General features: G+C 43.5%; 17 protein-coding genes. 8 read left to right on the top strand and 9 right to left on the bottom strand.

What is annotated here, in order from left to right:
* Window positions 1-9 precede the first annotated feature (9 nt).
* Entirely contained in the window at window positions 10-276 is a 267-nt protein-coding gene (gene rpsT, locus H9653_RS00365; protein WP_010200097.1) for a 30S ribosomal protein S20, read from the bottom strand.
* Window positions 277-800: 524 nt separating this feature from the next.
* On the opposite strand from rpsT, the gene H9653_RS00360 reads away from it, so the two are divergent.
* From H9653_RS00360 to H9653_RS00335, 6 genes are all read left to right on the top strand, one after another.
* Window positions 801-1502: an NAD-dependent epimerase/dehydratase family protein gene (locus tag H9653_RS00360; protein ID WP_068404498.1), complete on the top strand. Its 702-nt coding sequence runs from the start codon at window positions 801-803 to the stop codon at window positions 1500-1502.
* A 75-nt stretch (window positions 1503-1577) separates the two neighbouring features.
* On the top strand, window positions 1578-2120 hold the full coding sequence (rraA, locus tag H9653_RS00355; protein ID WP_082894266.1) for a ribonuclease E activity regulator RraA: 543 nt from the start codon (window positions 1578-1580) through the stop codon (window positions 2118-2120).
* A gap of 238 nt (window positions 2121-2358) precedes the next feature.
* Window positions 2359-6078 (top strand): transcription-repair coupling factor, encoded by a 3720-nt coding sequence (mfd, locus tag H9653_RS00350; RefSeq protein ID WP_191689665.1) that lies wholly within the window; start codon window positions 2359-2361, stop codon window positions 6076-6078.
* A 250-nt stretch (window positions 6079-6328) separates the two neighbouring features.
* Window positions 6329-6760 carry an HIT domain-containing protein gene (locus tag H9653_RS00345; RefSeq protein WP_191689663.1) on the top strand — a complete coding sequence of 144 codons (432 nt, stop codon included), beginning with the start codon at window positions 6329-6331 and terminating at the stop codon, window positions 6758-6760.
* 378 nt (window positions 6761-7138) lie between these two features.
* Window positions 7139-9382: a neutral/alkaline non-lysosomal ceramidase N-terminal domain-containing protein gene (locus H9653_RS00340; protein ID WP_225211534.1), complete on the top strand. Its 2244-nt coding sequence runs from the start codon at window positions 7139-7141 to the stop codon at window positions 9380-9382.
* A 451-nt stretch (window positions 9383-9833) separates the two neighbouring features.
* Window positions 9834-11264: an adenylate/guanylate cyclase domain-containing protein gene (locus tag H9653_RS00335; RefSeq protein WP_191689661.1), complete on the top strand. Its 1431-nt coding sequence runs from the start codon at window positions 9834-9836 to the stop codon at window positions 11262-11264.
* 101 nt (window positions 11265-11365) lie between these two features.
* Here the strand turns inward: H9653_RS00335 and fdx are convergent, their stop codons facing one another.
* The 8 genes from fdx to H9653_RS00295 all read right to left on the bottom strand — a co-directional run bounded on the left by fdx (window position 11366) and on the right by H9653_RS00295 (window position 18778).
* The gene (fdx, locus tag H9653_RS00330) at window positions 11366-11704 is read right to left on the bottom strand and encodes an ISC system 2Fe-2S type ferredoxin (RefSeq protein ID WP_068404490.1); all 339 of its coding nucleotides are present in this window, start codon (window positions 11702-11704) and stop codon (window positions 11366-11368) included.
* Window positions 11705-11813: 109 nt separating this feature from the next.
* The gene (hscA, locus tag H9653_RS00325) at window positions 11814-13691 is read right to left on the bottom strand and encodes a Fe-S protein assembly chaperone HscA (protein WP_191689659.1); all 1878 of its coding nucleotides are present in this window, start codon (window positions 13689-13691) and stop codon (window positions 11814-11816) included.
* A 223-nt stretch (window positions 13692-13914) separates the two neighbouring features.
* Complete coding sequence (gene hscB / locus H9653_RS00320; RefSeq protein ID WP_191689657.1) at window positions 13915-14505, bottom strand: Fe-S protein assembly co-chaperone HscB; 591 nt, start codon at window positions 14503-14505, stop codon at window positions 13915-13917.
* A gap of 187 nt (window positions 14506-14692) precedes the next feature.
* Window positions 14693-15013, bottom strand: a complete 321-nt coding sequence (gene iscA, locus H9653_RS00315) for an iron-sulfur cluster assembly protein IscA (RefSeq protein ID WP_068404485.1) — start codon at window positions 15011-15013, stop codon at window positions 14693-14695.
* 226 nt (window positions 15014-15239) lie between these two features.
* A complete protein-coding gene (iscU, locus tag H9653_RS00310) occupies window positions 15240-15653 on the bottom strand; it encodes a Fe-S cluster assembly scaffold IscU (protein ID WP_068404483.1) in 414 nt (137 codons plus the stop codon).
* 229 nt (window positions 15654-15882) lie between these two features.
* Window positions 15883-17109 (bottom strand): IscS subfamily cysteine desulfurase, encoded by a 1227-nt coding sequence (locus H9653_RS00305; RefSeq protein WP_191689656.1) that lies wholly within the window; start codon window positions 17107-17109, stop codon window positions 15883-15885.
* A complete protein-coding gene (locus H9653_RS00300) occupies window positions 17106-17633 on the bottom strand; it encodes an Rrf2 family transcriptional regulator (RefSeq protein ID WP_191689654.1) in 528 nt (175 codons plus the stop codon). Before H9653_RS00300 ends, H9653_RS00305 begins: the two co-directional genes overlap by 4 nt.
* Window positions 17634-18130: 497 nt before the next feature.
* On the bottom strand, window positions 18131-18778 hold the full coding sequence (locus tag H9653_RS00295) for a hypothetical protein (protein ID WP_191689652.1): 648 nt from the start codon (window positions 18776-18778) through the stop codon (window positions 18131-18133).
* 600 nt (window positions 18779-19378) lie between these two features.
* On the opposite strand from H9653_RS00295, the gene H9653_RS00290 reads away from it, so the two are divergent.
* Window positions 19379-19690 carry an HU family DNA-binding protein gene (locus H9653_RS00290; RefSeq protein WP_223808465.1) on the top strand — a complete coding sequence of 104 codons (312 nt, stop codon included), beginning with the start codon at window positions 19379-19381 and terminating at the stop codon, window positions 19688-19690.
* A gap of 463 nt (window positions 19691-20153) precedes the next feature.
* A complete protein-coding gene (locus tag H9653_RS00285; protein ID WP_068404473.1) occupies window positions 20154-22028 on the top strand; it encodes a SurA N-terminal domain-containing protein in 1875 nt (624 codons plus the stop codon).
* Window positions 22029-22147: the final 119 nt, after the last annotated feature.

Below are 22147 nucleotides of genomic sequence, written 5' to 3'. Positions count from 1 at the left end.
CAATCAATCTTAAGCTTGTAGGCCTTTGATAGTTTTGTTTAGGCGGCTCTTACGACGAGCAGCTTTATTCTTATGAATAATACCTTTGTCAGCCATACGATCAAGAACCGGTACCGCTTTTTTGTAAGCTTCGGTAGCCGCGTCATAATCTTTAGCAGCGATAGCCGCATCAACACGTTTTAGATAAGTACGAACCATAGAGCGTTGTGACGCAGAGTTCTGACGACGTTTGGTGTTTTGACGGGCGCGTTTACGAGCTTGTGCAGTATTAGCCACGCGTATCTCCTTGATAAAGACAGATAAAAATATGAATGTTGATTGCAATAATAATGGGTTTAACAATCATCGGTGACGAGCAGCCTCTCGCCAAACATGATGTCGATGTCTATTATGAGGGCACTTATCTGTTATTAAAGCACCTAATAGTAATAGAGCATCGCTCGTGCCAGAACTGTTTGGAATAATTAAACAGCGTTGACGTGTAAAGCCGGTTATCTTAGCAAATTATTGCGCTTAGAACAATATATTTGATGATTAATGCTAAAAGAAGTTATGTTAGCCGATCTTAAAGGTTTAATTAAAGGGTTTATCGCGCTAACAAGTGAATTATATAACAAAAGTTAGACTTAAAATTCTGAATGATTCCCATAAACCTAACCGTTGATAAAATCTCTTACAATAAATTGTGTAGAATAGCGCTAGCGAGTTGTTAATTTAGGTATGATACCAAAGCAAACAATTTCTATAAGACATCATTTTTAGCATTATAAACACCCCAACATGATATAAATGGATAGGCTATGCAGCGAAAAGCAATTGTAATTGGCGCAACAGGACTGGTCGGACAGCATCTTGTTAAGCAGCTTAGTGAGCTTTATGACACGTTGATTGTGATTGCACGGCGGCCGCCTCGCTACATCAATGCCAGCATGCGCTTTTATCAGGTCAATGATTTTGATAACTTGGCTGAAATATTTGCCAGTGTCGGCGCAGATAGTAAGACCGATGCCTTTAGCTGCCTTGGTACCACCAAAAAACAAGCAGGTAGTGATGAAGCGTTTCGAAAAGTTGACCACGACTATAATGTCAATTTTGCCACATTGTGCCGTGCGAAAGGCGTGGAAAACTTCTTTTTATTGTCCTCAATGAATGCCGATATCGACAGCCGTTTTTTATACAATCGGGTCAAAGCGGAAACAGAGCAGTCTATTATGGCGCTAGGTTTTACCCAGTTGGTGATTTTTCGACCATCACTATTACTTGGCAAGCATAAAGGCCGTCCGCTTGAAAGCTTTGGTCAAAAAGCCTTTAAACTGATCTCGCCAATCGTCCCCGAGTCATTATCCTTGCATCCTATTTCTGCCAAGCGCGTTGCCAGTGCGATGGCGATGAGTGCGCATGAGGTGTATCAGCGTAATAAATATCGTAGTGAGCCTACCATTACAGACACGGAAATTATCGAAAATAAACAGCTACTAGCAATGACCAAAGTCAAAAAATAGCCTAAACATAAATTAATAAAAACTCAGATTTCATGATAGATAATTCAACTATTTAACTTAACAAGGAGCGTCACGATGTCAGACACAGCAGAAACAACCACGATGAATAAAGACAACTTTGTCACTTGTGATTTATTAGATGCCAATCCTGAGTCGCAGGTATGTTTGCCCAATATTGAAGGCAAATCATTTTATAGCTTTGGCGGTAAAGACAGATTTTGCGGTGAAATCGTGACGGTAAAATGCTTTGAAGATAATAGCCGTGTAAAATCCTTATTAAACAGCGATGGCAAAGATAAAGACGGCAATGGCAAAGTCTTGGTCGTTGACGGTGGCGGTTCAATGCGCTGCGCGTTGCTCGGCGATATGATTGCGCAATCAGCGATTGATAATGGCTGGGCAGGGGTGGTGGTATATGGCTGCGTGCGTGATGTAGATGATATGGCGCAAATGGATATCGGTGTCATGGCGCTTGGTTGCATCCCGCGCAAATCAAATCGCCGCGATGAAGGTCAAACCGATATTGAAATCCGCTTTGGTGATTTAACGTTAAACTCAGGTATGTTTGTTTATGCCGACAATAACGGCATTATCGCAAGCGAAAAACCATTAATTTAAAAATAGCTTATACTTTAACAGTAGCTTAATGGTTATAACTCCGAGACCTCAGCTTAATCGTTGAGGTTTTTGTATTTAAGTAGCTTGTCGTTATAGATGAATATGCGTTTTATCAATTGTTTAGTTTTTGGTTTTTTCATAACAAGGCTAAGTGACAAACCGTTACGGCATAAATTTTGGTAATTGCGCAAATATTCGTATAATAGCTTTCTGACTCTTAACGTTGACCCTATCCTTTATGTCTATCACTGCTTTGACCGACGCCTTTGACCCTATTAACCAGCAGTTATTTCCTATCCAGAATGCCGAGCGGCGTTGGCTGGCGCCTGTGCATGGAGCAGTCAGTAGCTTGTGGCTCGCAAGTCTGGTACAAACGCCGCTATGGGATGTGGCTGACCGTCTAAAGGTTGTGGTGACGCGTGACCAAAATCAGCTTAACCAGATAGAGACGGAGTTGGCATTTTGCGGCGTCGATGCTTATGTGTTCCCTGATTGGGAAACGCTGACCTATGATGAGCTGTCTCCGCATCAAGATATCGTCAGCGAGCGTATTAACCTGTTAACGGATATGCCAACGTCAGGGGTATTGTTAATATCGGTACAGGCATTGATGCACCGTGTCGCACCGCCAAGCTGGTTGATAGGGCAGCATTTTGATTTGAGTGTCGGTGATCGATTTGATATCAATACTCAGCGCGAACTATTGGCAAAGGCGGGTTATCGCGCGGTTGAGAACGTCTTTGAGCCGGGCGAATTTGCCGTACGTGGTAGTATCATTGATATCTTTGCCATGGGTCAGCCATTTCCGCTACGCCTAGATTTATTCGATGATGAAATTGAGACCATTCGCTTTTTTAATCCGCAGACCCAGCGCACATTGACCGTTGATGACCTCAAAACCATGATAAGCGGCAACGATAGCAGCATGGGCAAAGAATCGCTATCGCTGCTGCATAAACTGCCAGATATCTCAAAGCCCATTAAGCAATTTCAAATACTACCCGCTAAAGAGTTTCCGCTCGATGAAGGGCGGGAGACGTTCCGCACCAACTTTGCCGCCATGTTCCCCAATGCCAGTAGCCGCAAATCTGAGCTGCATAAAGATGTCATGGCAGGTATTGCCAGTAGCGGACTTGAGTATTATCAGCCACTGTTTTTTGATTTAAAGGATTGGATGGCAGAAAGTAGTTTGTTTTCCTATTTGCCAAGCGATGCCTTGTTTATTACCGATGAGCTGATTAACGAAAAACAGGCAGATTATTGGTCACAAATTCAGCGCCGTTATGAAGAGCGCCGTCACGATATTGACAAGCCCATCGTTGCGCCTGAATTGTTATATTTATTATCAAATAGTCTAAACGAACATCTTAATCATTATCCGCGAGTGATATTGAGTGCGCGTAATGAGCTTGCGACCATGACTGATGTCGCTGCGATTGATAGCATTGATAACGATGACGCAACCTTAGCATCTGAACCATTAACCCTGCCGCCAAAAAAACAAGGGCTAGTGACACTAAGTGCGCAAGAGCCGCCACAACTACCAGTCAATCATCAAAAAGCCGAACCCCTTAGCGAACTGTTAGCGTTTTTAGAGTTGCAAGCGCAAACAGCAACACCTGTATTAATTGTGGCAGAAACGGCGGGTCGGCGTGAAATTCTGATTGAACTGTTTAAAGGCAAAATAGATGTCAAAGCTTACGATAGCTTTGAGGCGTTTTTAGCAGCGGACAAATCGAAGGATAATAGTAATAAGTTACCGCAAGTCGGATTGACCATTGCGCCTATTGAACGCGGTGTTTACGTGCCTGAGCGCTTAGTGGTGATTAGTGAGACGCAATTATTTGGCCGGCAAGTGCTGCAAACGCGTCGTCGCCGACAAAGCGGGGTGTCAGAAGAGTTCTTGGTTAAAAGCGTCACCGAAATCACCGAAGGCAGTCCAGTGGTGCATATCGAGCATGGTATTGGGCGTTACAATGGCCTGATTACGCTCGATGTTGGTGACGGCGAGCAAGAGTTTATCCACCTAAAGTACGCTGATGACGCCAGTATCTATGTACCGGTTGCCAATTTACAAATGATTAACCGTTATAGTGGCGGTGACCCTGCACTTGCGCCCCTACACAAAATTGGTAGCGGTAAATGGGATAAAGCCAAGCAAAAGGCGCTCGAGCAAATCCATGACGTGGCGGCTGAACTGCTTAATATGCAAGCACGGCGCGAAGCGAAAGTCGGTATTCATTTTAAAATCGACCCATCGCAATATGAGCTATTTGCCAGTCAATTTGCCTTTGAAGAAACGCCTGATCAAGCCAATGCCATTCATGCGGTGATGGAAGACATGCGGCAGAACCAGCCGATGGATCGACTTATTTGCGGTGATGTTGGTTTTGGTAAAACAGAAGTGGCTATGCGTGCGGCGTTCATTGCAGTGAGTGCCGGTTATCAAGTGGCGGTGTTGGTGCCGACAACCTTGCTGGCAGGTCAACATGAAGACAATTTCCGCGACCGTTTTGCTGATTGGCCGGTACGTATTGAAACCTTGTCGCGCTTTGGTGGTAAAAAGCATCAAGATACGGTGTTAACAGACCTCGCAGCAGGTAAGGTCGATATCGTCATTGGTACGCATAAACTTCTGCAACCTGATGTGAAGTTCTCTAATCTGGGCTTAATGATTGTCGATGAAGAACACCGTTTTGGCGTACGCCATAAAGAGCGTATCAAGGCGATTCAGACCGATGTAGACAGTATGTCGATGACCGCGACGCCAATCCCTAGAACGCTTAATATGGCGCTCTCAGGGATGCGTGATATGTCGATTATTGCCACCCCGCCTGCACGTCGTCTGGCGATTAAAACCTTTGTCATGCAAAAGACCGATGCCTTATTAAAAGAAGCCATCTTGCGTGAGCTACTACGCGGCGGACAGGTTTATCTATTGCACAATGATGTCGCCAGTATTGAGCGTATGGCCGAGACCGTCCGTGAACTGGTGCCTGAAGCACGAGTAGGGGTTGCGCATGGGCAAATGCAAGAGCGCCAACTTGAGCAAGTGATGCAGCAATTTTATCATAAAAAGTTCAACGTGCTGATATGCTCGACCATTATCGAAACCGGTATTGATGTACCCAATGCCAATACTATTATCATTGAGCGCGCCGATAAGTTTGGTTTGGCGCAATTGCATCAGCTGCGAGGTCGTGTTGGCCGGAGTCATCATCAAGCGTATTGCTACTTGCTCGTACCTTCTATCAAAGGGCTTAAAGGCGATGCCAAGCGCCGTCTGCATGCGATTGAACGCGCCAATACCTTGGGTGCAGGCTTTATGCTGGCAAGCGAAGATTTAGAGATTCGTGGCGCGGGTGAAATCCTTGGTAAACAGCAAAGTGGTAACATGCAAGCGATTGGCTTTAGTCTATATATGGACATGCTTGAGCGCGCAACGAAGGCGATTAAAGCCGGTAAAGAGCCAGATTTAAGCACGCCATTGTCGCTGACTAGTGAAATCAATTTGCACAGCTCAGCGCTAATACCAGAAGAATATTTGCACGATGTGCATCAGCGCTTATTGTTTTATAAACGTATTAGTAATGCTGATGATAAAGAAGCCTTGACCGATATCCGTACCGAAATGATTGACCGTTTTGGGACGCTGCCCGACCAGACTAAGCAATTATTTGCTATTCATGGACTGCGTATACAAGCTGAACCATTAAAAATTAATAAGATTGATGCCAATAGCAGCAGCCTAACACTAGAATTTGCGCCTGATACGCCGGTCGACGCCTTAGCAATTATTCAGCTGATTCAAAAAGACGGTCAGCGCTATCGTATGAATGGCGCATCTGGTATACGCTATCAGGATGCCAATAAGCTGGCAACACCGCAGCAGCGTGTCACCATCATTCAAGACCTATTGCGCTATTTTAGCGAGCATACAGTGACAGAGTCTGCCTAGCTTTGCTTGTTTATATCGTTAAACTAAGCACATTTACGAAATCGTTTAAGTACAGCAAATACCATACGCTAAGACAATCGGTCACGGCGCTATTTTATCGCTTGGATAACTGATAAAATAGCGTCATCTTATTAGCCTGCTGTTTCTTTAAGCATAATGTTTTAAGCGTATTATAGTTTAGTAAATTCAGTTCTGCTTTTCTGTATTTTAATTCCATTTATTTGAGCGTCATAACAAGAGAACCGTCATTATGTTCCAACTTCATCATAAACTTGCAGCCGACAGTTTTTTAGTGGGTGATTTCCCATTATCAACCTGTCGTTTAATCAATGATTGTCAGTTTCCATGGTTAATATTGGTACCGCGGGTATCAGCTATCAAAGAGTTGTATGAGCTATCTGAGGCAGACCAAGCGCAGTTTTTGCGTGAGTCGAGCTGGTTATCAAGCCAACTTGCCAAGACTTTTCAAGCAGATAAAATGAATGTCGCCGCCCTCGGTAATCAAGTACCACAGCTACATTTTCATCATATCGTTCGCTATCAAAACGACATGCAATGGCCAAATCCAGTATGGGGTATTCCTGCTGTCCCTTATACCAAAGAAGTGTTGGCGCAAATGCAGCAAACGCTGATGATGGCGCTGCGTGGTCATCACCAAATGCCGTTCGATTGGCAAATGTAGTTAAGCTTTAGATAATGGTTGATAAATGTGATTTTAGTGTTTTCTAGTTAAGTCGTTTTATTTGAGTCGTTTTATTTGAGTCATTTTATTTAAGTAGGCATGCTTAAAGTAAAATCATAGTGAAGTGGCTTTTAAGGGTAATGGAAGGTTTTGTTACTATAAACTATTTCACATTTGTTTGTTAATCGTTATATTAGAGAGGGGGTTGGTTAAATGGATATAGCCAACTTATCTACTCGCAGCCGTTTTCGTGGATTGATGTGTATTGGTAGTTATCAATAGTTATCATTGATTGAGCACGCATCACAGGTTGCGGGATATTTAATCTTATACTGAGATACTTCAGTTGAAGGTTTTACTCTATGTTAAGGATAACAAATGGCTACTTCTTCTGCTTCTCCAGCGTTATTACGACCTTCTATGTTACTCATCTCTATTTGTACCACTGTATTGAGCCTAACGGCATGTGAGACGGATTCCACGGAATCTGCTTCAACACAGTCGGCATCCGTGCAATCTGCTGCAGCCTTGTCCGATTCGAGGCCAACGATTAGTGAAAACGCTACTGACGCAGCGGACAGCTCTGTCACGTTTAATCACAGTGCTTCTGCCATGTCTATGCGAGCGATGCCGACAAGCCAGTATTTGGTAGGTAGCGGTAAGGCAGATATCACTGGTGCTGCTGCCGAAACTGGCATGTTTGGTTATGCTGCGGGACAGGTAGTACAAGGTATCAACGACCGTTTGTACTCTCATGCTTTTATTATCGGCGAAGCGGATAAAAATGCGGGCAAACGTGTCGTCTATGTATCAGCAGATATGGGCGCGATGTTTACCGCGGTAAAACTTGAGGTCATTAAACGTCTAAAAGCGGATTATAGCGACTTATATAACGATGACAATGTCATGCTCACCGCCACGCATACCCATGTGGGTAACGCAGGCTACTCACATCAGCAGCTGTATCAAATTGCCAGTACCGATGACACGCTAGCAGGCTATAGCAGCCAAGATTTTAATGCTATCGTCAATGGTATTGTCACCTCAATTAAACGTGCTCACGCTAACTTGACGCCAGGGACGCTATCTTTGGCGCAAGGCGAGCTAAAGGGTGCAACAGTCAATCGCTCAGAATTTGCCTACAACAATAATAACGACGCCAAAGATTTTGATAGTAATGTCAATGAAACCATGACTCAGCTGCGTCTTGATGCTGCCGATGGTACACCAGTCGGTCTGATTAACTGGTTTGCGCTGCATCCAACCAGTTTTAGTAATAAATTTATGCACCTAAGTGCTGATAACAAAGGCTTTGCTCAGCGCGGCGCGGAAAAGATTTTTGGCGGAGAATCAGACAAACCGTTTGTCGCAGCTTTTGCCAATGCTGACGAGGGTGATGTGTTAGCCATAGGTGGTAATGCCAACTCAAAACCCGGCTTTCAAGGTAGTAATAACGAGTGGGAAAACGTCAGACGTGATGGGCAGATGCAGCTGGATAAAGCGGTTGAGCTTTGGCATCAAGGCGTGCCGGTTACTGGACCCGTGGACGTACGCGCGCGCTGGATTGATTTAAAGGGCTATCAGGTCGATGGTAAATTCACCAATGGCGCGGGTAATAAAGTCTTATGTATGCCAGCTCGTGGTTACTCGTTTGCCGCTGGCGGGGAGAATGGCCCCTCGAACATACCTGGTATGTATGAGGGCATGACCCGAGAAAATTTCCGTATCAATGACGATATCAATAAAGTCGATCAATCGTTTTTGGGCAGTTTAACGCGCGGCGCGTTTGGTATAGTGTCGACCGTTAGCCAAGATGATTGTCAGGCGGAAAAACAAGTCTTATTGCCAACGGGAAGTTGGGGCTGGATTAATACTCAGCAGCCGGTGCAACTGATGCGTATCGGTAATATTGCTCTCGTTGCTATCCCTGCCGAGCCGACGACCATGGTCGGACGCCGGATGCGCGCCGCCGTGCTTGCTCAACTACAAGACTCGGGGGTTGATACCGTTATTATTAATGGTTTGGCGAATAACTATAGCGGCTATTTGACCACGCGCGAAGAATTTGCTACTCAGCATTACGAAGGCGCGTCTACTGAGTATGGTCCATATCAAACCGCTGCTTATATCCAAGAATATACTCAACTAGCGGCAGCGCTACGTGATGGTATAGAAGTCTATGACAGAACCACACCGCCTGATCGCTCAGGCAAATCCTTTAACGAGCGTCCAGGCGTGGTCTTCGATGATAAGCCTTTAAAGCAAACTTGGGGACAAACCCTCACTCAGCCCAAAGCCAGCTATCAAAAGGGTGACATTGCTACGGCAGTATTCCGCGGCGCTCATCCTAAAAACAATCTACGTACCGAAGACAGCTTCTTAAAAGTGCAGCGTCTTGACAATGGTAAATGGGTCGATTATTTAAGTGACAGTGATTTTGATACCACTTATACGTGGCAGCGCGAAGGAGCGGCGTATAGTAAAGCCATCATTGATTGGCGAATAGCTAAGGACACCCCAGCAGGCACTTATCGCTTGACCCATCAAGGCGACTGGAAGAACGGTTGGACGCATAAGATTAAGCCTTATTCAGGCGTTTCTAATAGTTTTAGCGTGCAATAATTGCCTTATTCAAATAGTCGTTGAGTATGGACTTATATTTATTTTTCACTTCGCAAAAGTCAGATAGATATTATCTGGCTTTTTTGTCTTTGTCATGGTTATTAACTCAAGTCGTTTTTAACTAGGATTGTTTTCGTTGACCATGAGCTTCACACTGCTTTTTATGGCTAATAAGCGACAAGTGGTATGCTTTTACTTACCAGTGTCCTAGGTAAGAAGGCATTAAAGCCGTATAATAGGTAGATTTCCTATCTACTTATATTATCAAATGTTGATAAAGCGATTTACTTATTAACGCATTTACTTGTTAACTTAAGGGCTTAGCAACCTGAATGCTTATTAACCTAAGTACTTATTAATCTAAAGACTGCACAAAAACATATGTTAATAGAAGATCCGCTTTAATTTTTATTCAAACCTTCGACAGTTTTCCTTTAAGCGAACCTTGACCATGGCATTTTTTGAAACCACAAGCCCAAAGATTCCTGTACAGGGTGGTAGTAATAGCAATGCCTATCGATTTGATTATCCAGAAATTTTTGTTTTAATACTAACGGTCGTATTGCTCGCAATACATTACAACTTTAGTCCGACGTCGATGGCGCTCGCTGTCGTGGTTTGTCTGCCGAGTTTGCTGATTTTAATCTATAACTATCGCCGGCCAGCCAGTTTTTGGACGTCTAACATTGTTATTATTTTATCTTCAGCGGTCATAGGTTCGATACAGTTTTGTGCAGTGATTTCGCTCAGTCTAGCAGCGCTCATCGGTCTGCGGATTATTCTTAGTAGCCCTGAAAACCATCTTAAACTTCTCGCTGCATCAGTAGTGACGGTCATTGTCTTTTATTACGTCAGTGTGACTTTAAATAGCACGGAGATGGACTGTCACGACAGCTTTGTTACCCCTGCGGTGTTATTGGCCAGTATGATTGTGATACTGTGCCATTTTCGCCATGTTTATCGTGATTATGTAGATTATGAAGCGCGAGCGCGGCAAGCGGCTGGACGTCTAAATACCATGGTTTCTGTCATTAATAAATTGACGCGCTTTGTACCGCCGCAAGTTTGGGAACCAATCGTTAAATCTGACAGTCCCGTTAGCGTCGAAAATAAACGTGCCAAACTGACGATGATGTTTTCAGATATTGTCGGCTTTACAGAATTGTCCGATAGTCTGAGCGCTGACAATTTGGCGGACATTCTAAATACCTATATGCATTGTATGACGTTAATCGCCAATAAGCACGGCGCGGTGCTGGATAAGTTTATCGGCGATGGGATGGTGTGCTTTTTTGGGGAGCCGAACAGTCGAGGGCCGCGCCAAGATGCGCTTGATTGTGTGGCAATGGCGATAGATATGCGCCGTGAAATGCGCACCTTGCGGCAAAAATGGCGGCTGCTCGGTTTCGAGGGACTATATATCCGTATCGGCATTACCACCGGCTACTGTCACGTCGGCAATTTTGGCAATAACAACCGTTTGAGCTATACGCTGATTGGGAAAGAGGCCAACCTTGCGTCAAGGCTTGAGGCAGTCGCGGGTAAAGGCCAGATATTTATTAGCGAAAGTACCCATGATTATATTTCGCATGATTATGACTGTGAATATGTCGGTGCTTTTCAGCTCAAAGGTTTTGATAATAAGGTAAGCGCGTGGCAAGTACTCGACCCTGATGAAAATAAAGGTCAGTTGTCAAAATGGGTGGATCATACGCTACCTGGTTTTAATTTGCATTTGAACTTTAAAGACATGCAAAATAATGACTATCAAGATATCAGAAATCGCTTGAATCTAGCGCTTGCCCGTATCGAACAAGAAGAGCAGGCGGCGCTGCTTGAGATAGTCACAGCAAGTAAGCAGGAAAATATCAGTCATAATTAGGTACAGATTGATTGCGACTTGAAAGTATTTATAAAAAGAAAAATCCAGTTATTTATCATAACTGGATTTTTTAGTTTCATTTCATGCTTCAGCTTTATTATTTAATGATTTTCTTTCGCATGGTTTAACGTGTATTTAGGAATCTCAATCGTTAAATCATCATCTTCAAGCATCACTTGGCACGATAGGCGTGAATCAGGCTCCAGACCCCACGCGCGGTCTAATAAATCCGCTTCGATATCGTCCATCTCATCTAAGGTGTTAAAGCCCTTACGCACCACGACATGACAAGTAGTACAGGCTTTTGACATCTCGCAGGCATGTTCAATCTTGATGCCTTTTTCAAGTAGCGCTTTACATAAGTTTGTGCCCGATTCTAGCTCGACTTCGGTGCCTTCTGGGCAGATTTCATGGTGAGGTAATATTGTAATTTTTGGCATAAGTTATTCGTCCGCTGCTAATCAATTAAAAATAAAAAAGGTCAATCTAGTACAGTTGCTAAGTGAGTGTCTTAAGCGCCTATCATATGATTGGTATAAATGCTATCTACTACCAATCTTGCGCACTGGTACCCGACATACTTGCTTTGACGCTTTGATTCATAATACACGCGGCAAAAGCATCACTGTGTGGCTTTAATTTGCCTTGCGCGCTTTCAATAACGGTTAAGTCGTCGGTGCTAAGCGCGGTTTGCAAGGCTTGCATGCTCTCGGTCAACGACCGCTGCTCTTCAGGTGTGATTAACGCCGCAAACTCGTTAAGCGCCGACTGTAGCGCCAATAATTCACGTTCCGCTTCTACTTTGGTTTCAATTAGCGAGCGCGCATTTTTGTCTTCTTCCGCATACTTAAAGCCTGCGATTAATAATTGCTCTTTTTGCTCATCAGACAGACCATAAGATGGCACAATATCAATTTTACTTTCAGTCTTGGTCGTTGTTTCTTGCGCACTGACGGTCAGCTGACCATTGGCATCAATACTAAAGGTCACTTCGATACGCGCAAAGCCCGCTTTCATCGGCGGAATACCATATAGCTCAAAGCGTCCAAGTGAGCGGCAGTTATCCACTGTTTCACGCTCGCCTTGCACCACATGAATGACCATGCCGGTTTGACCATCTTGGTAAGTGGTAAAGACTTGGCGTTTTTTGACGGGAATAGGGGTGTTGCGCGGAATCAGCACTTCAACCAAGCCGCCCATAGTCTCAAGACCGAGCGATAAAGGCGTCACATCGAGTAATAACAAGCTATTATCGCTGTCACCATTGACCAATTGATGCGCGGTTTGGGCAGCACCTAAAGCCACAACTTCATCTGGATTAAGACGGCAAAGCGGTTCTTTAGCAAAGAAATCTGCCACCACCTGCTGCACCGCAGGCATACGCGTAGAACCACCGACCAAAATGACTTCATCTAAGTCAGCGACAGATAATTTGGCATCACGCAATACTTGCTCACAGACACTTAGCGTGCGGCGGCTGACAGGCTCTGCAATTGTTATCAAATCGTCGCGGCGTAACACACCTTGAAAAGAGCGCTCATTAACAACAATGTCGATATCGACTTGCTCAGCATCGGTCAATGCTTGTTTATAGCTTTTTGCTTGTTGGGCGAGTATGGATTTGTCGTGCAGGCTCACGTCTTTAGGGTCAATATTTAACTGCTTAATCAGCCAATTGGTCAGTAAGCGGTCGATATCATCACCGCCAAGCGCACTATTGCCGCCCGTTGCTAAGACTTCAAACACGCCATCGCTGAGCTTTAAAATAGATACATCAAAAGTACCACCACCCAAATCATAGATTAAGTAGTAGTTTTCACTATTGTCATCAGTAGGCTGATCAAGACCGTAGGCAACGGCGGCCGCGGTAGGCTCATTTAATAAACGCAAAACGTTAATACCAGCAGCTTGCGCCGCATCTTTAGTAGCTTGACGCTGCGCTTCATCAAAATAGGCGGGCACAGTAATCACCGCACCTTGTATGCTGTCATCTGGCAAAGCGCTTGCGGCACGTTGCTCTAGCGCGGCTAAAATACGCGCTGACACTTCGACAGGAGAGACTTCACCCTGCGCCGTCACAAAAGCTGGCATGGCATCTTTGCTGCCACTTAACTCATAGGGATGGGAGAATTTAATATCGGCTTGGCTACGGCCCATAAAGCGCTTAGCCGAGACGATGGTATTTTTTGGATCATCTGCTAAATGGGTAAGGGCATCATAGCCGACTAAGGGCTTGCCAGCACTTGGATAGTAGACCACCGACGGCAATAAGGTATCGGTCGTTGTATCGGCTTGCAAAACTTGCGCCTTGCCTGAGCGTACCACAGCGACCAATGAGCGCGTCGTACCAAGGTCAATTCCTAGGCCAAAACGATGTTGATGAGGTTGGGCACTTTGATTGGGTTCGGCAATTTGCAATAAAGACATAAGAAAACTCAAAGATAAAATGAATTAAGTGAAATGGTACAAATACAATATATGGGCGACTAGTATTTAAAATTTAAGTAAGTGTTTGGATTTAACAAATCATAGTAAAAATGATAAAGCGCATTTAATGTTTACAATTATACGGCAGAGGAGTGGTTATTTTAACCATATCCGCATATAAGCTCGTTACTCGTAAATATAAACAATCGTCCTTAGCATGACGTTAAACGTATAAATCATCGTCATCCAAATGCTCAGCAGACGCAACTTCATCAAGCCCTGTAGTAACATCGGCATCTAATTTCACCAAAAATTTTAATTTTTGCGTGGCATCAATCGCCGTTTGCCAATCTTGGCTCTGATAAGCACTATCAAAACGCTCAGATTGTTTATTTAGACGCTCGGTAATCTGCGGATGTAGTTGCTTCAGCGCGGCAAGCTCTTTGCCTTCAATCGCATCATCCAAATCCATACGCATTTGCATCGCATCTTCTAAGAAGTCCAGATCGGCAATCGAATGCTCTAAGTTTTGCGCTTGCCCAGCGATATCCAACAAGTAGCTGGCACGACTGTCAGGGGCACTTAACGTTTGATAAGCTTGGTTAATCAGCGCTGAGGCTTGCTCTGATTGCTGCTTAGCTTGTGCGCTATCGGCTGTATTTTTGCTATCAGCAACAAGATTGTCCGGATGATAGCGTTTTTGTAGCAGACGCAGCTGTTGATCAAGGCGCTCTTGATTGACCGCAAACTGTACAGGTTGTTCAAATAGGGCAAAGAAGTTATCAAACTGTGCGTCTGGCGTGATGTCTGTCATAGCGTCTGCCTTTGTTTTTATTTATTCTTGTGAAGACTTGCTTTTACTTATGCGCTGTTTTGTTTACTGTCTGTTTTAAATACTGTTCTTTTAAAGTTCAGTACTTACTCAGTATCTAAGCGCTAACTCAGGTTTTAGGTGCTAAGCGCTCGTATATCAATCGTTTAGCGCGCTCTGGTTTAGAGCTTTAGACGGTAAACGATTCACCGCAGCCACATTCACCTTTTTGATTGGGATTGGTGAATTTAAAGCCTTCATTGAGACCTTCTTTTTCATAATCCATCACTAAGCCATCTAAATAAACCAAGCTTTTAGGATCAATAAAAATATTGACGCCACGGCTTTCATAACGGGTGTCGTTTTCATCAGGCGTGTCAACAAACTCTAGCACGTAAGCCAAGCCTGAGCAGCCTGCTGTACGGATACCTACTCGGATGCCTTCACCTTTACCGCGATTGTCCAAAAAGTCTTGAACATGCTGAGCGGCGCGTTCTGTCATTTCAATCATGCCAACTCCCATTGACTATCAATAATTGAGATAATAATTGCGGCAAAAGCGTTTTTATCAACACCACTGCCAATAAAGCGTTAAAAATAAATAAAAGGTGACAATTACATGAGCGTTATTGTCACCTTAGGGGCGTTAGTAGCTTCTAACGTCGTATTACTCATGTTTGTTTTCAAATTCGCTACTTGCGCCTATTATATAAATAAGCGCAAGGCTTTATATAAATTTAGCTGGTTGCTTCTTCTGTTACTGCCGCAGCTGTACCATGCTTACCTTTATAGTCGCTAATGGCGGCTTTAATGGCGTCTTCTGCAAGGACTGAGCAATGCACTTTTACCGGTGGTAATGCCAATTCTTCAGCGATATCCATATTTTTGATCTCGCCAGCTTGGTCTAAGCTTTTGCCTTTTAGCCACTCGGTGACAAGCGAGCTTGAAGCAATTGCTGAACCGCAGCCATAGGTTTTAAAGCGTGCATCTTCGATGATACCGTTATCATCGACTTGGATTTGTAGGCGCATCACATCGCCACAGGCTGGGGCGCCAACCATACCCGTACCAACGTTTTTGGCATTTTTGTCAAGATTGCCGACGTTGCGTGGGTTTTCGTAATGATCAATAACTTGGTCACTATAGGCCATGGGGTTTTCTCCTAGTTAGATGATGAGTAGCCACTTAAATGTTAAGTTATATAAGTAACTTTCCAAATAACTCACTTATTAAGTTTAAATGTCTGTCTACTCATCGATAATTGGGGTCAAACACATATTATAAAAATGGTATTTATAATTGTCTGATGAATTATTTGGTTTAATGCTTATACCTGATAACCATTAAACCTTTTTACTATTAAAGTTTTATAAATAAATATTAATGCTCAGACCATTCTACCGAGTCTAAATCAACGCCTTCTTGATACATATCCCAAAGTGGCGATAGCGCGCGTAATTTGTCTACCGCTTCATGCATCTGTTTTACCACGGTATCGATATCTTCTTCGGTGGTATAACGACCAAAGCTAAAGCGGATTGAGCTATGGGCCAACTCATCTGGGCGACCGATGGCGCGCAATACATACGATGGCTCAAGCGTCGCTGAAGTACAGGCTGAACCTGATGAAACCGCCAAGTCTTTTAACGACATCATCAGTGACTCGCCTTCAACAAAGTTAAAGCTGATATTAATGATGTTAGGCACGCTGTTTTCTAAATCACCGTTTAGATAAATCTCTTCGATATCTTGTAGACCGTCCCACAGCTTTTGGCGCAGCTTTGCCACGTGAGCATGGTCTTCTGCATAACGCTCATTGGCCAATGCAAATGCAGCACCTAGCCCAACAATTTGGTGCGTCGGCAAGGTACCTGAACGCATACCGCGCTCATGACCACCACCATGCTGCTCAGCTTTTAGGCGAATACGAGGTTTACGGCGAACAAATAGCGCACCGATACCTTTAGGGCCATAGGCTTTATGACCTGAAAAACTCATCAAGTCAATTTTCATCTCTTCAAGATTGACAGGTATTTTACCCACAGACTGCGCACCATCGACATGGAATACAACGCCAGCTTTGCGAGTGATCTCACCAATCGCGGCAACATCGGTAATGGTACCAAGCTCATTATTGACCATCATTAGTGATACTAAAATCGTATCGTCACGTAGGGCTTCTTGTACTTGCTCTGGCAAAATCAAGCCCGTACCAGCTTGTGGCTCAAGGTAAGTAATCTCAAAACCTTCTTGCTCAAGCTCACGGCAAGTATCTAAAACCGCTTTGTGCTCAATTTTACTAGTAATGATGTGCTTGCCGCGCGACTGATAAAAATGTGCCGCGCCTTTAATAGCTAAGTTATCTGATTCTGTCGCGCCCGAGGTAAAGACGATTTCGCGTGGATCCGCATGAATCACTTCAGCGACTTGCTGACGAGCCGTTTCTACCGCTTCTTCTGCTTGCCAGCCATAGCCATGTGAGCGTGATGCTGGGTTACCAAAGATGCCGTCTACCGTCAGATATTCGCTCATTTTAGCAGCGACTGACTTAGCAACTGGCGTCGTGGCGGCATAATCTAAGTATATAAGGTTGTTATGTTGGCTCATGCTGGGTTTGCCTCGCTGGTCGATAGAGTAATAGTGTTGATGTCTTTTGTGGACATATCTTTTGTAGCAATGTCGTTTGGAAACGTGAGGTGCTGACGGTCTGAGACTGACTGCACATGTTCCATGTCTAATAATTGCGCTAATGTTATATTTTTCAAGTATTGTTCGACATGATTTGATAAAGCGCACCATAAATCATGCGTTAGGCACATTGTACCACTTTGACAATTACCGCGTCCGCCGCACTGCATCGCATCGACAGATTCATCGACAGCAGAAATGATGCTCATCACATCAATCTGATCAAGGGGCTTAGCTAAATGATAACCCCCTGCTGCACCGCGTATACTGGTGACCAAACCGCGCTTACGGAGCTTGGAAAATAACTGTTCAAGATAAGAGATAGATATCGATTGCCGCTTAGCAATGTCAGATAAAGAGACGGCGCTGTCTTGTTGGCTGGTCTGCAAAGCCAAATCAAGTAAAGCGGTCACGGCGTATCTGCCTCGAGTAGTCAAACGCATGTGTTATCTCCAATCCTTTTTATAAAAGTTTATTTAACAACGAACTTAGTCTTGTCGTATTCCAAAAGTGCATAGTTATCAATAGGTTCTTTATAGATTTAATAGATTTATAATCGACTTATTGCTAAAGGCTAGTTAGTAGCTAGCCGTACTTGTGCTTCTATTTAGGAAAATCATCTATCGACTAAGTGGTGTCTTGTCGCTATTAAACAGCAGATGGTTTACCCGATGTGTGCAACGATAGGGTAATTATACTCAATCCCGAGTAATTTAGTCAAGATTAAAGTGTGGTTGAATGGTGAGTGTGACTTATTCCTATCATTGATAAAAACAATGATAGGTAATATTAAGGCTTAAAAGAGAATAAATACGCGAACGCGCAGGATGTGAACTACAGAAAGGAAGCAAGAGCGTTTAATAAGTCTACATCCTATTAAACGCTATAAAAAATGACAAAAAGGACTTTAAAAAACGTCAATACTAAAATTAATAACAAATTAGGTCATGATAAATAAAGCAATAATGGCAGCGATAGCGATAACCGCAAAAATAATTGCGGTAATAATAAAGGTCTTCTGCTTACTTTGCAGTTCTTTAACCGTGGTTTCAAGTTCACGGTTTTTAATGGTCAGCGTGTTGATTTGAGTTTGCTGCTCTTTAATACGCAGCTTATAACTCTCCTTTTTTTCTGCCATTTCTGCTTCAGTAGGTTTGGTCTTACTTTTACCGCCCTTAATCTTTTTAATCAGCCCTTGAATTAAGCTACCAAAACCAAGCTGCATAATAAACTGCTTGACCAGCTGTACTTGCACCGCCTCACCGCGCATTTGCAGCTTTTCAGTCGACTCAGTATCGTGGGTGATGATGGCATTAAGCACTTGAATGCTATAAGCGTTGATAATGACGTCAGGCTCACTACGGCCGATAGGCAATCTATCATCTAATAACACCCCTTTGGTAGTAAAGGTGGCGAAAACCTCTACATGAGGCAAGTATAACCTAAGCGCGACGACCGTCTCTTGCTTGGCGAGTGGATAAGCAGCTTTACGGAGTTCTGGGTCTAAACGTAACAGCAGGGTCAGCGCCGACTCGATAAACACCAATATGATATTAAGAAAAGAGTGAGACAACGTAGAACGCTTCATGTAAATAATCCGTTTTTATTGTGTAAGTTAAAGATAAAAGGACAAACAAAGGTCAAAATCAACCCAAAATGTACAATGCAATCGCGCTTATAGTAACGCCTTTAGCATAAAAAGTAACGCACGTTTCTGTCAGTTGGTCAGTCACTACCTTATAATTTGCTCATCTATAAAGACACCAAAATTTATGACTGGTAATGCATTAGTCGGGCTTGGCAGCTATTTTTCGATCCAAGTTTATGCTTTAGTTTTTAATTTTGCTTGTTAGTATAAAAACTGAGTTTTGGCACCTGCATCATATTTGAGTATTTAGGTTATCAAGGCAAAATGCATAAGAGAGCCAATACAAAGATAGGTGCTTTGACGATAGGTGCTTTATTTCGTTAAATCCTATAAGCTAAAGTAGCGATTTAATAGAAAATTTGCAGCAGTTTTAAGTAACATTGAGTGTCAAATACGTAGTAGAGTGCACAAAAATATGTAAAATCGCTTGCGCTCCTTATGCTGCCTTGATATAAAGGCGTTAACAAAGCGAAACCTGTTTATGCGTGAGGCCAGTGGTTTTTATTGCTTAAGTACTCTGAGAGCGATACAATACTTGGCGTGAGCGTTTTTTACCCCCTAAAACTTGAAGGAAATTTTATGAATAAGTCAGAATTAATTGATAGCATCGCCGAAAAAAGTGGTCTAAATAAAACTCAAGCTGGCGAAGCTTTGAATGCAGTAATGGAAAGTGTTGGTGAAGCGCTAGAAGCTGGCGACAGCATCTCATTGGTTGGTTTTGGTACTTTTAGCGTAAAAGACCGTAAAGCGCGTACTGGCCGTAACCCTAAGACTGGTGAAGAACTTAGCATTCCAGCAAGCAAAGTACCAAGCTTTAAAGCCGGTAAAAACCTAAAAGAGCGTTTAAACTAAGCCACTTTGTTTAAGCTGTACTCTTTTTAGCTATTCTATAATAAAATAATCAAATGCTCGTTGACGACGTGATACACGAATAAAAACAGCGTTGGTTGGCAGTAAAACAATAGATAGCAACTCATGACTTAACGATTCATTAAGTCATGAGCGAATGAGCAAAAAAGCACCTAAAGATTAGGTGCTTTTTTTAGTGCTGAAATTTGTAGCTTTAAGTAGCAATAGTCGCCTGAATATTTTGAGTATATATCAAAAATCACGTATCATAGGGCGCGCGATAGCGGTGTTGTATAAACAAGAATTTTTATTAAATCTTGTTATAAACTTCGTCAATCCGCCTTATTTTATAGCGATAAAATGCACACGTTCTTCTTCTTACCATTGCCTGCTTATACAGCGTTGATATTATTAATAGTATTACAATGGTCTTTCATCAATATAGGTTAATAAAGCAGAGATAACTATGGATAAATTGCGCGATTTCTTAAAAAGCTGGCCGGGTCGCATTTTATTGATTTTGTGCCTATCGCCGCTCGCTCTATTGGGTGTCGAAAGCTACTTTGGCGGCGGTGTCGATCCCAACCAAATCGCTCAAGTAGGTGACAAAAGCGTGGGACTGTCCGAGTATCAAACTGCCGTCAATAACCGCCGTACTGAGCTTTTAGACCAAGTTGATGATGCCAGTTTATTGAATGAAGACGTGCTGCACGAGCAAGTCCTAAAAGGGCTGATTGATCGTACCTTGCTAGAGCAGCAGGCTGGCAAGCTGGGCATGACGGTTTCTGATGACACCATCAATCGCTTGCTGCGCCAAGAAGAAATCTTTAAAGATGCAGAGGGCAATTTTTCTAACGAGCAGTTTGCAAACTTTTTACGTCAGCGCAATATGACAAAAAACCAGCTGTTTGCTGAGTTTCGCAACCAGTTGAGCCTAGATCAGCTCAATGCCAGCATCGTCGGTACCGCAGTTTATCCGATGCAAGCGGTCAGTCAGTTGATTGATTTGCAGCTAGAGTCGCGCAATATTTGGCTGCATCGTTTTAAATGGCAGGACTATGCTGAGCAGGTAAAGTTGAGCAAGGGTGATATACAAGCTTACTATGACGCCAATAAAGACAAACTCAAAAGTGCGGCCATGGTCGACTTGGCTTACTTGCAGCTAAATCCGCAAGCGATTGAAGTTAATGAAGTCACCCAAGAAGATTTGCAGCAGCAATATGAAGCCTATAAGCAAAATCTTGCTGTGGTTGATGAGCGTAAAATTAGCCAAATCCTACTAACCGGTAAAGATGCCAAAGCACGCGCGGATAAAATTAAAGCCCGCCTTGCGACAGGTGAGTCATTTGCCAAGGTTGCCAAAGCCGAGTCTGATGATCCATCAGGTGAAACAGGCGGCGATATCGGGCGTTTTAATCCAGCGGTATTTGGTAATGATGCGCCAGCTGTCGAAAAAGCGCTGGCAGGCTTGAGCGTTGGTGATGTCAGTGCTCCTGTAAAGACCAGCTTTGGCTATCAGATATTTACCGTGACTGAGGACAATGGTAGCAAGATACCAAGTCTAGAGAGTATGCGTGCAGAGCTAACCGCTAAAGCCAAAGAATATAAACGCCAGGAAATGTATGCCGATAAAGTCACAGCGATTAATGACTTGGCAGCAGATGGCTTTAGTATTGAAGATATCGCTCAGCAAGAAAATGTGCCATTAAAACATATCAAAGATTATCGTAAAGAAAACAACCAATCTGCTTTGGCGCAGCCGGCGGTAATTAAGCAAGCGTTTGATGAGTTTACTATTCAAGACCAAGCGGTGACTGCGGGTATTGAGGTTGGTAATGGTACGGTATGGGTACAGCCAAGTAATTATCGTCCAACTAAGACGTTGTCTTTAACAGCGGCGACGCCAAGAATCACGCAGATATTGCGTCAACAAAAAGCAACGGCACTGGCATTACAAGAAGCGAAGAAATTGGCGGCCACTATTAAAACGCCTGCTGATATTGTAAAGCAGCCTGTTAAGCTGCAAGCATTGGGCGAGATAAACCGTCAGACTACGCAATTGAGCGAAAAAGAGCGCGGCTTAGCCTTTAGTCAGCAAGCGGCAGCCAATGGCGTCGTGGCGGTAGCGAGTGAGACTGAAACGGGTGCGACGTTATTGGTCGGTGATCGCATCAAAACAGAGCAGCAATCGCCGCTATCTGATGCCCAAAGAGCACAAACTGCCGCCATTATTCGTGATAATTTGGGTCAAGATCAGCTGCAAGATTATCTAGATTATCTACGTATGGTCTATAAAGTTGAGATTAATGAAGCCAATATGGCCAATGCGCAAGGACGTTAAGCGACCTATAAGGCATTTGTTAAACCCTTTTTTTAACGAGCTTTATTAAGCCTTAAATATGAAAAAGCCACTATTAATAGTGGCTTTTTTTATGCATTACAATTTTTATTTACTCTCAA

The sequence above is a fragment of the Psychrobacter communis genome, from assembly GCF_014836505.1.
In the GTDB taxonomy this organism is placed as follows: Bacteria; Pseudomonadota; Gammaproteobacteria; order Pseudomonadales; family Moraxellaceae; genus Psychrobacter; species Psychrobacter faecalis.
This window is presented reverse-complemented; position numbering and strand designations above follow the sequence as displayed.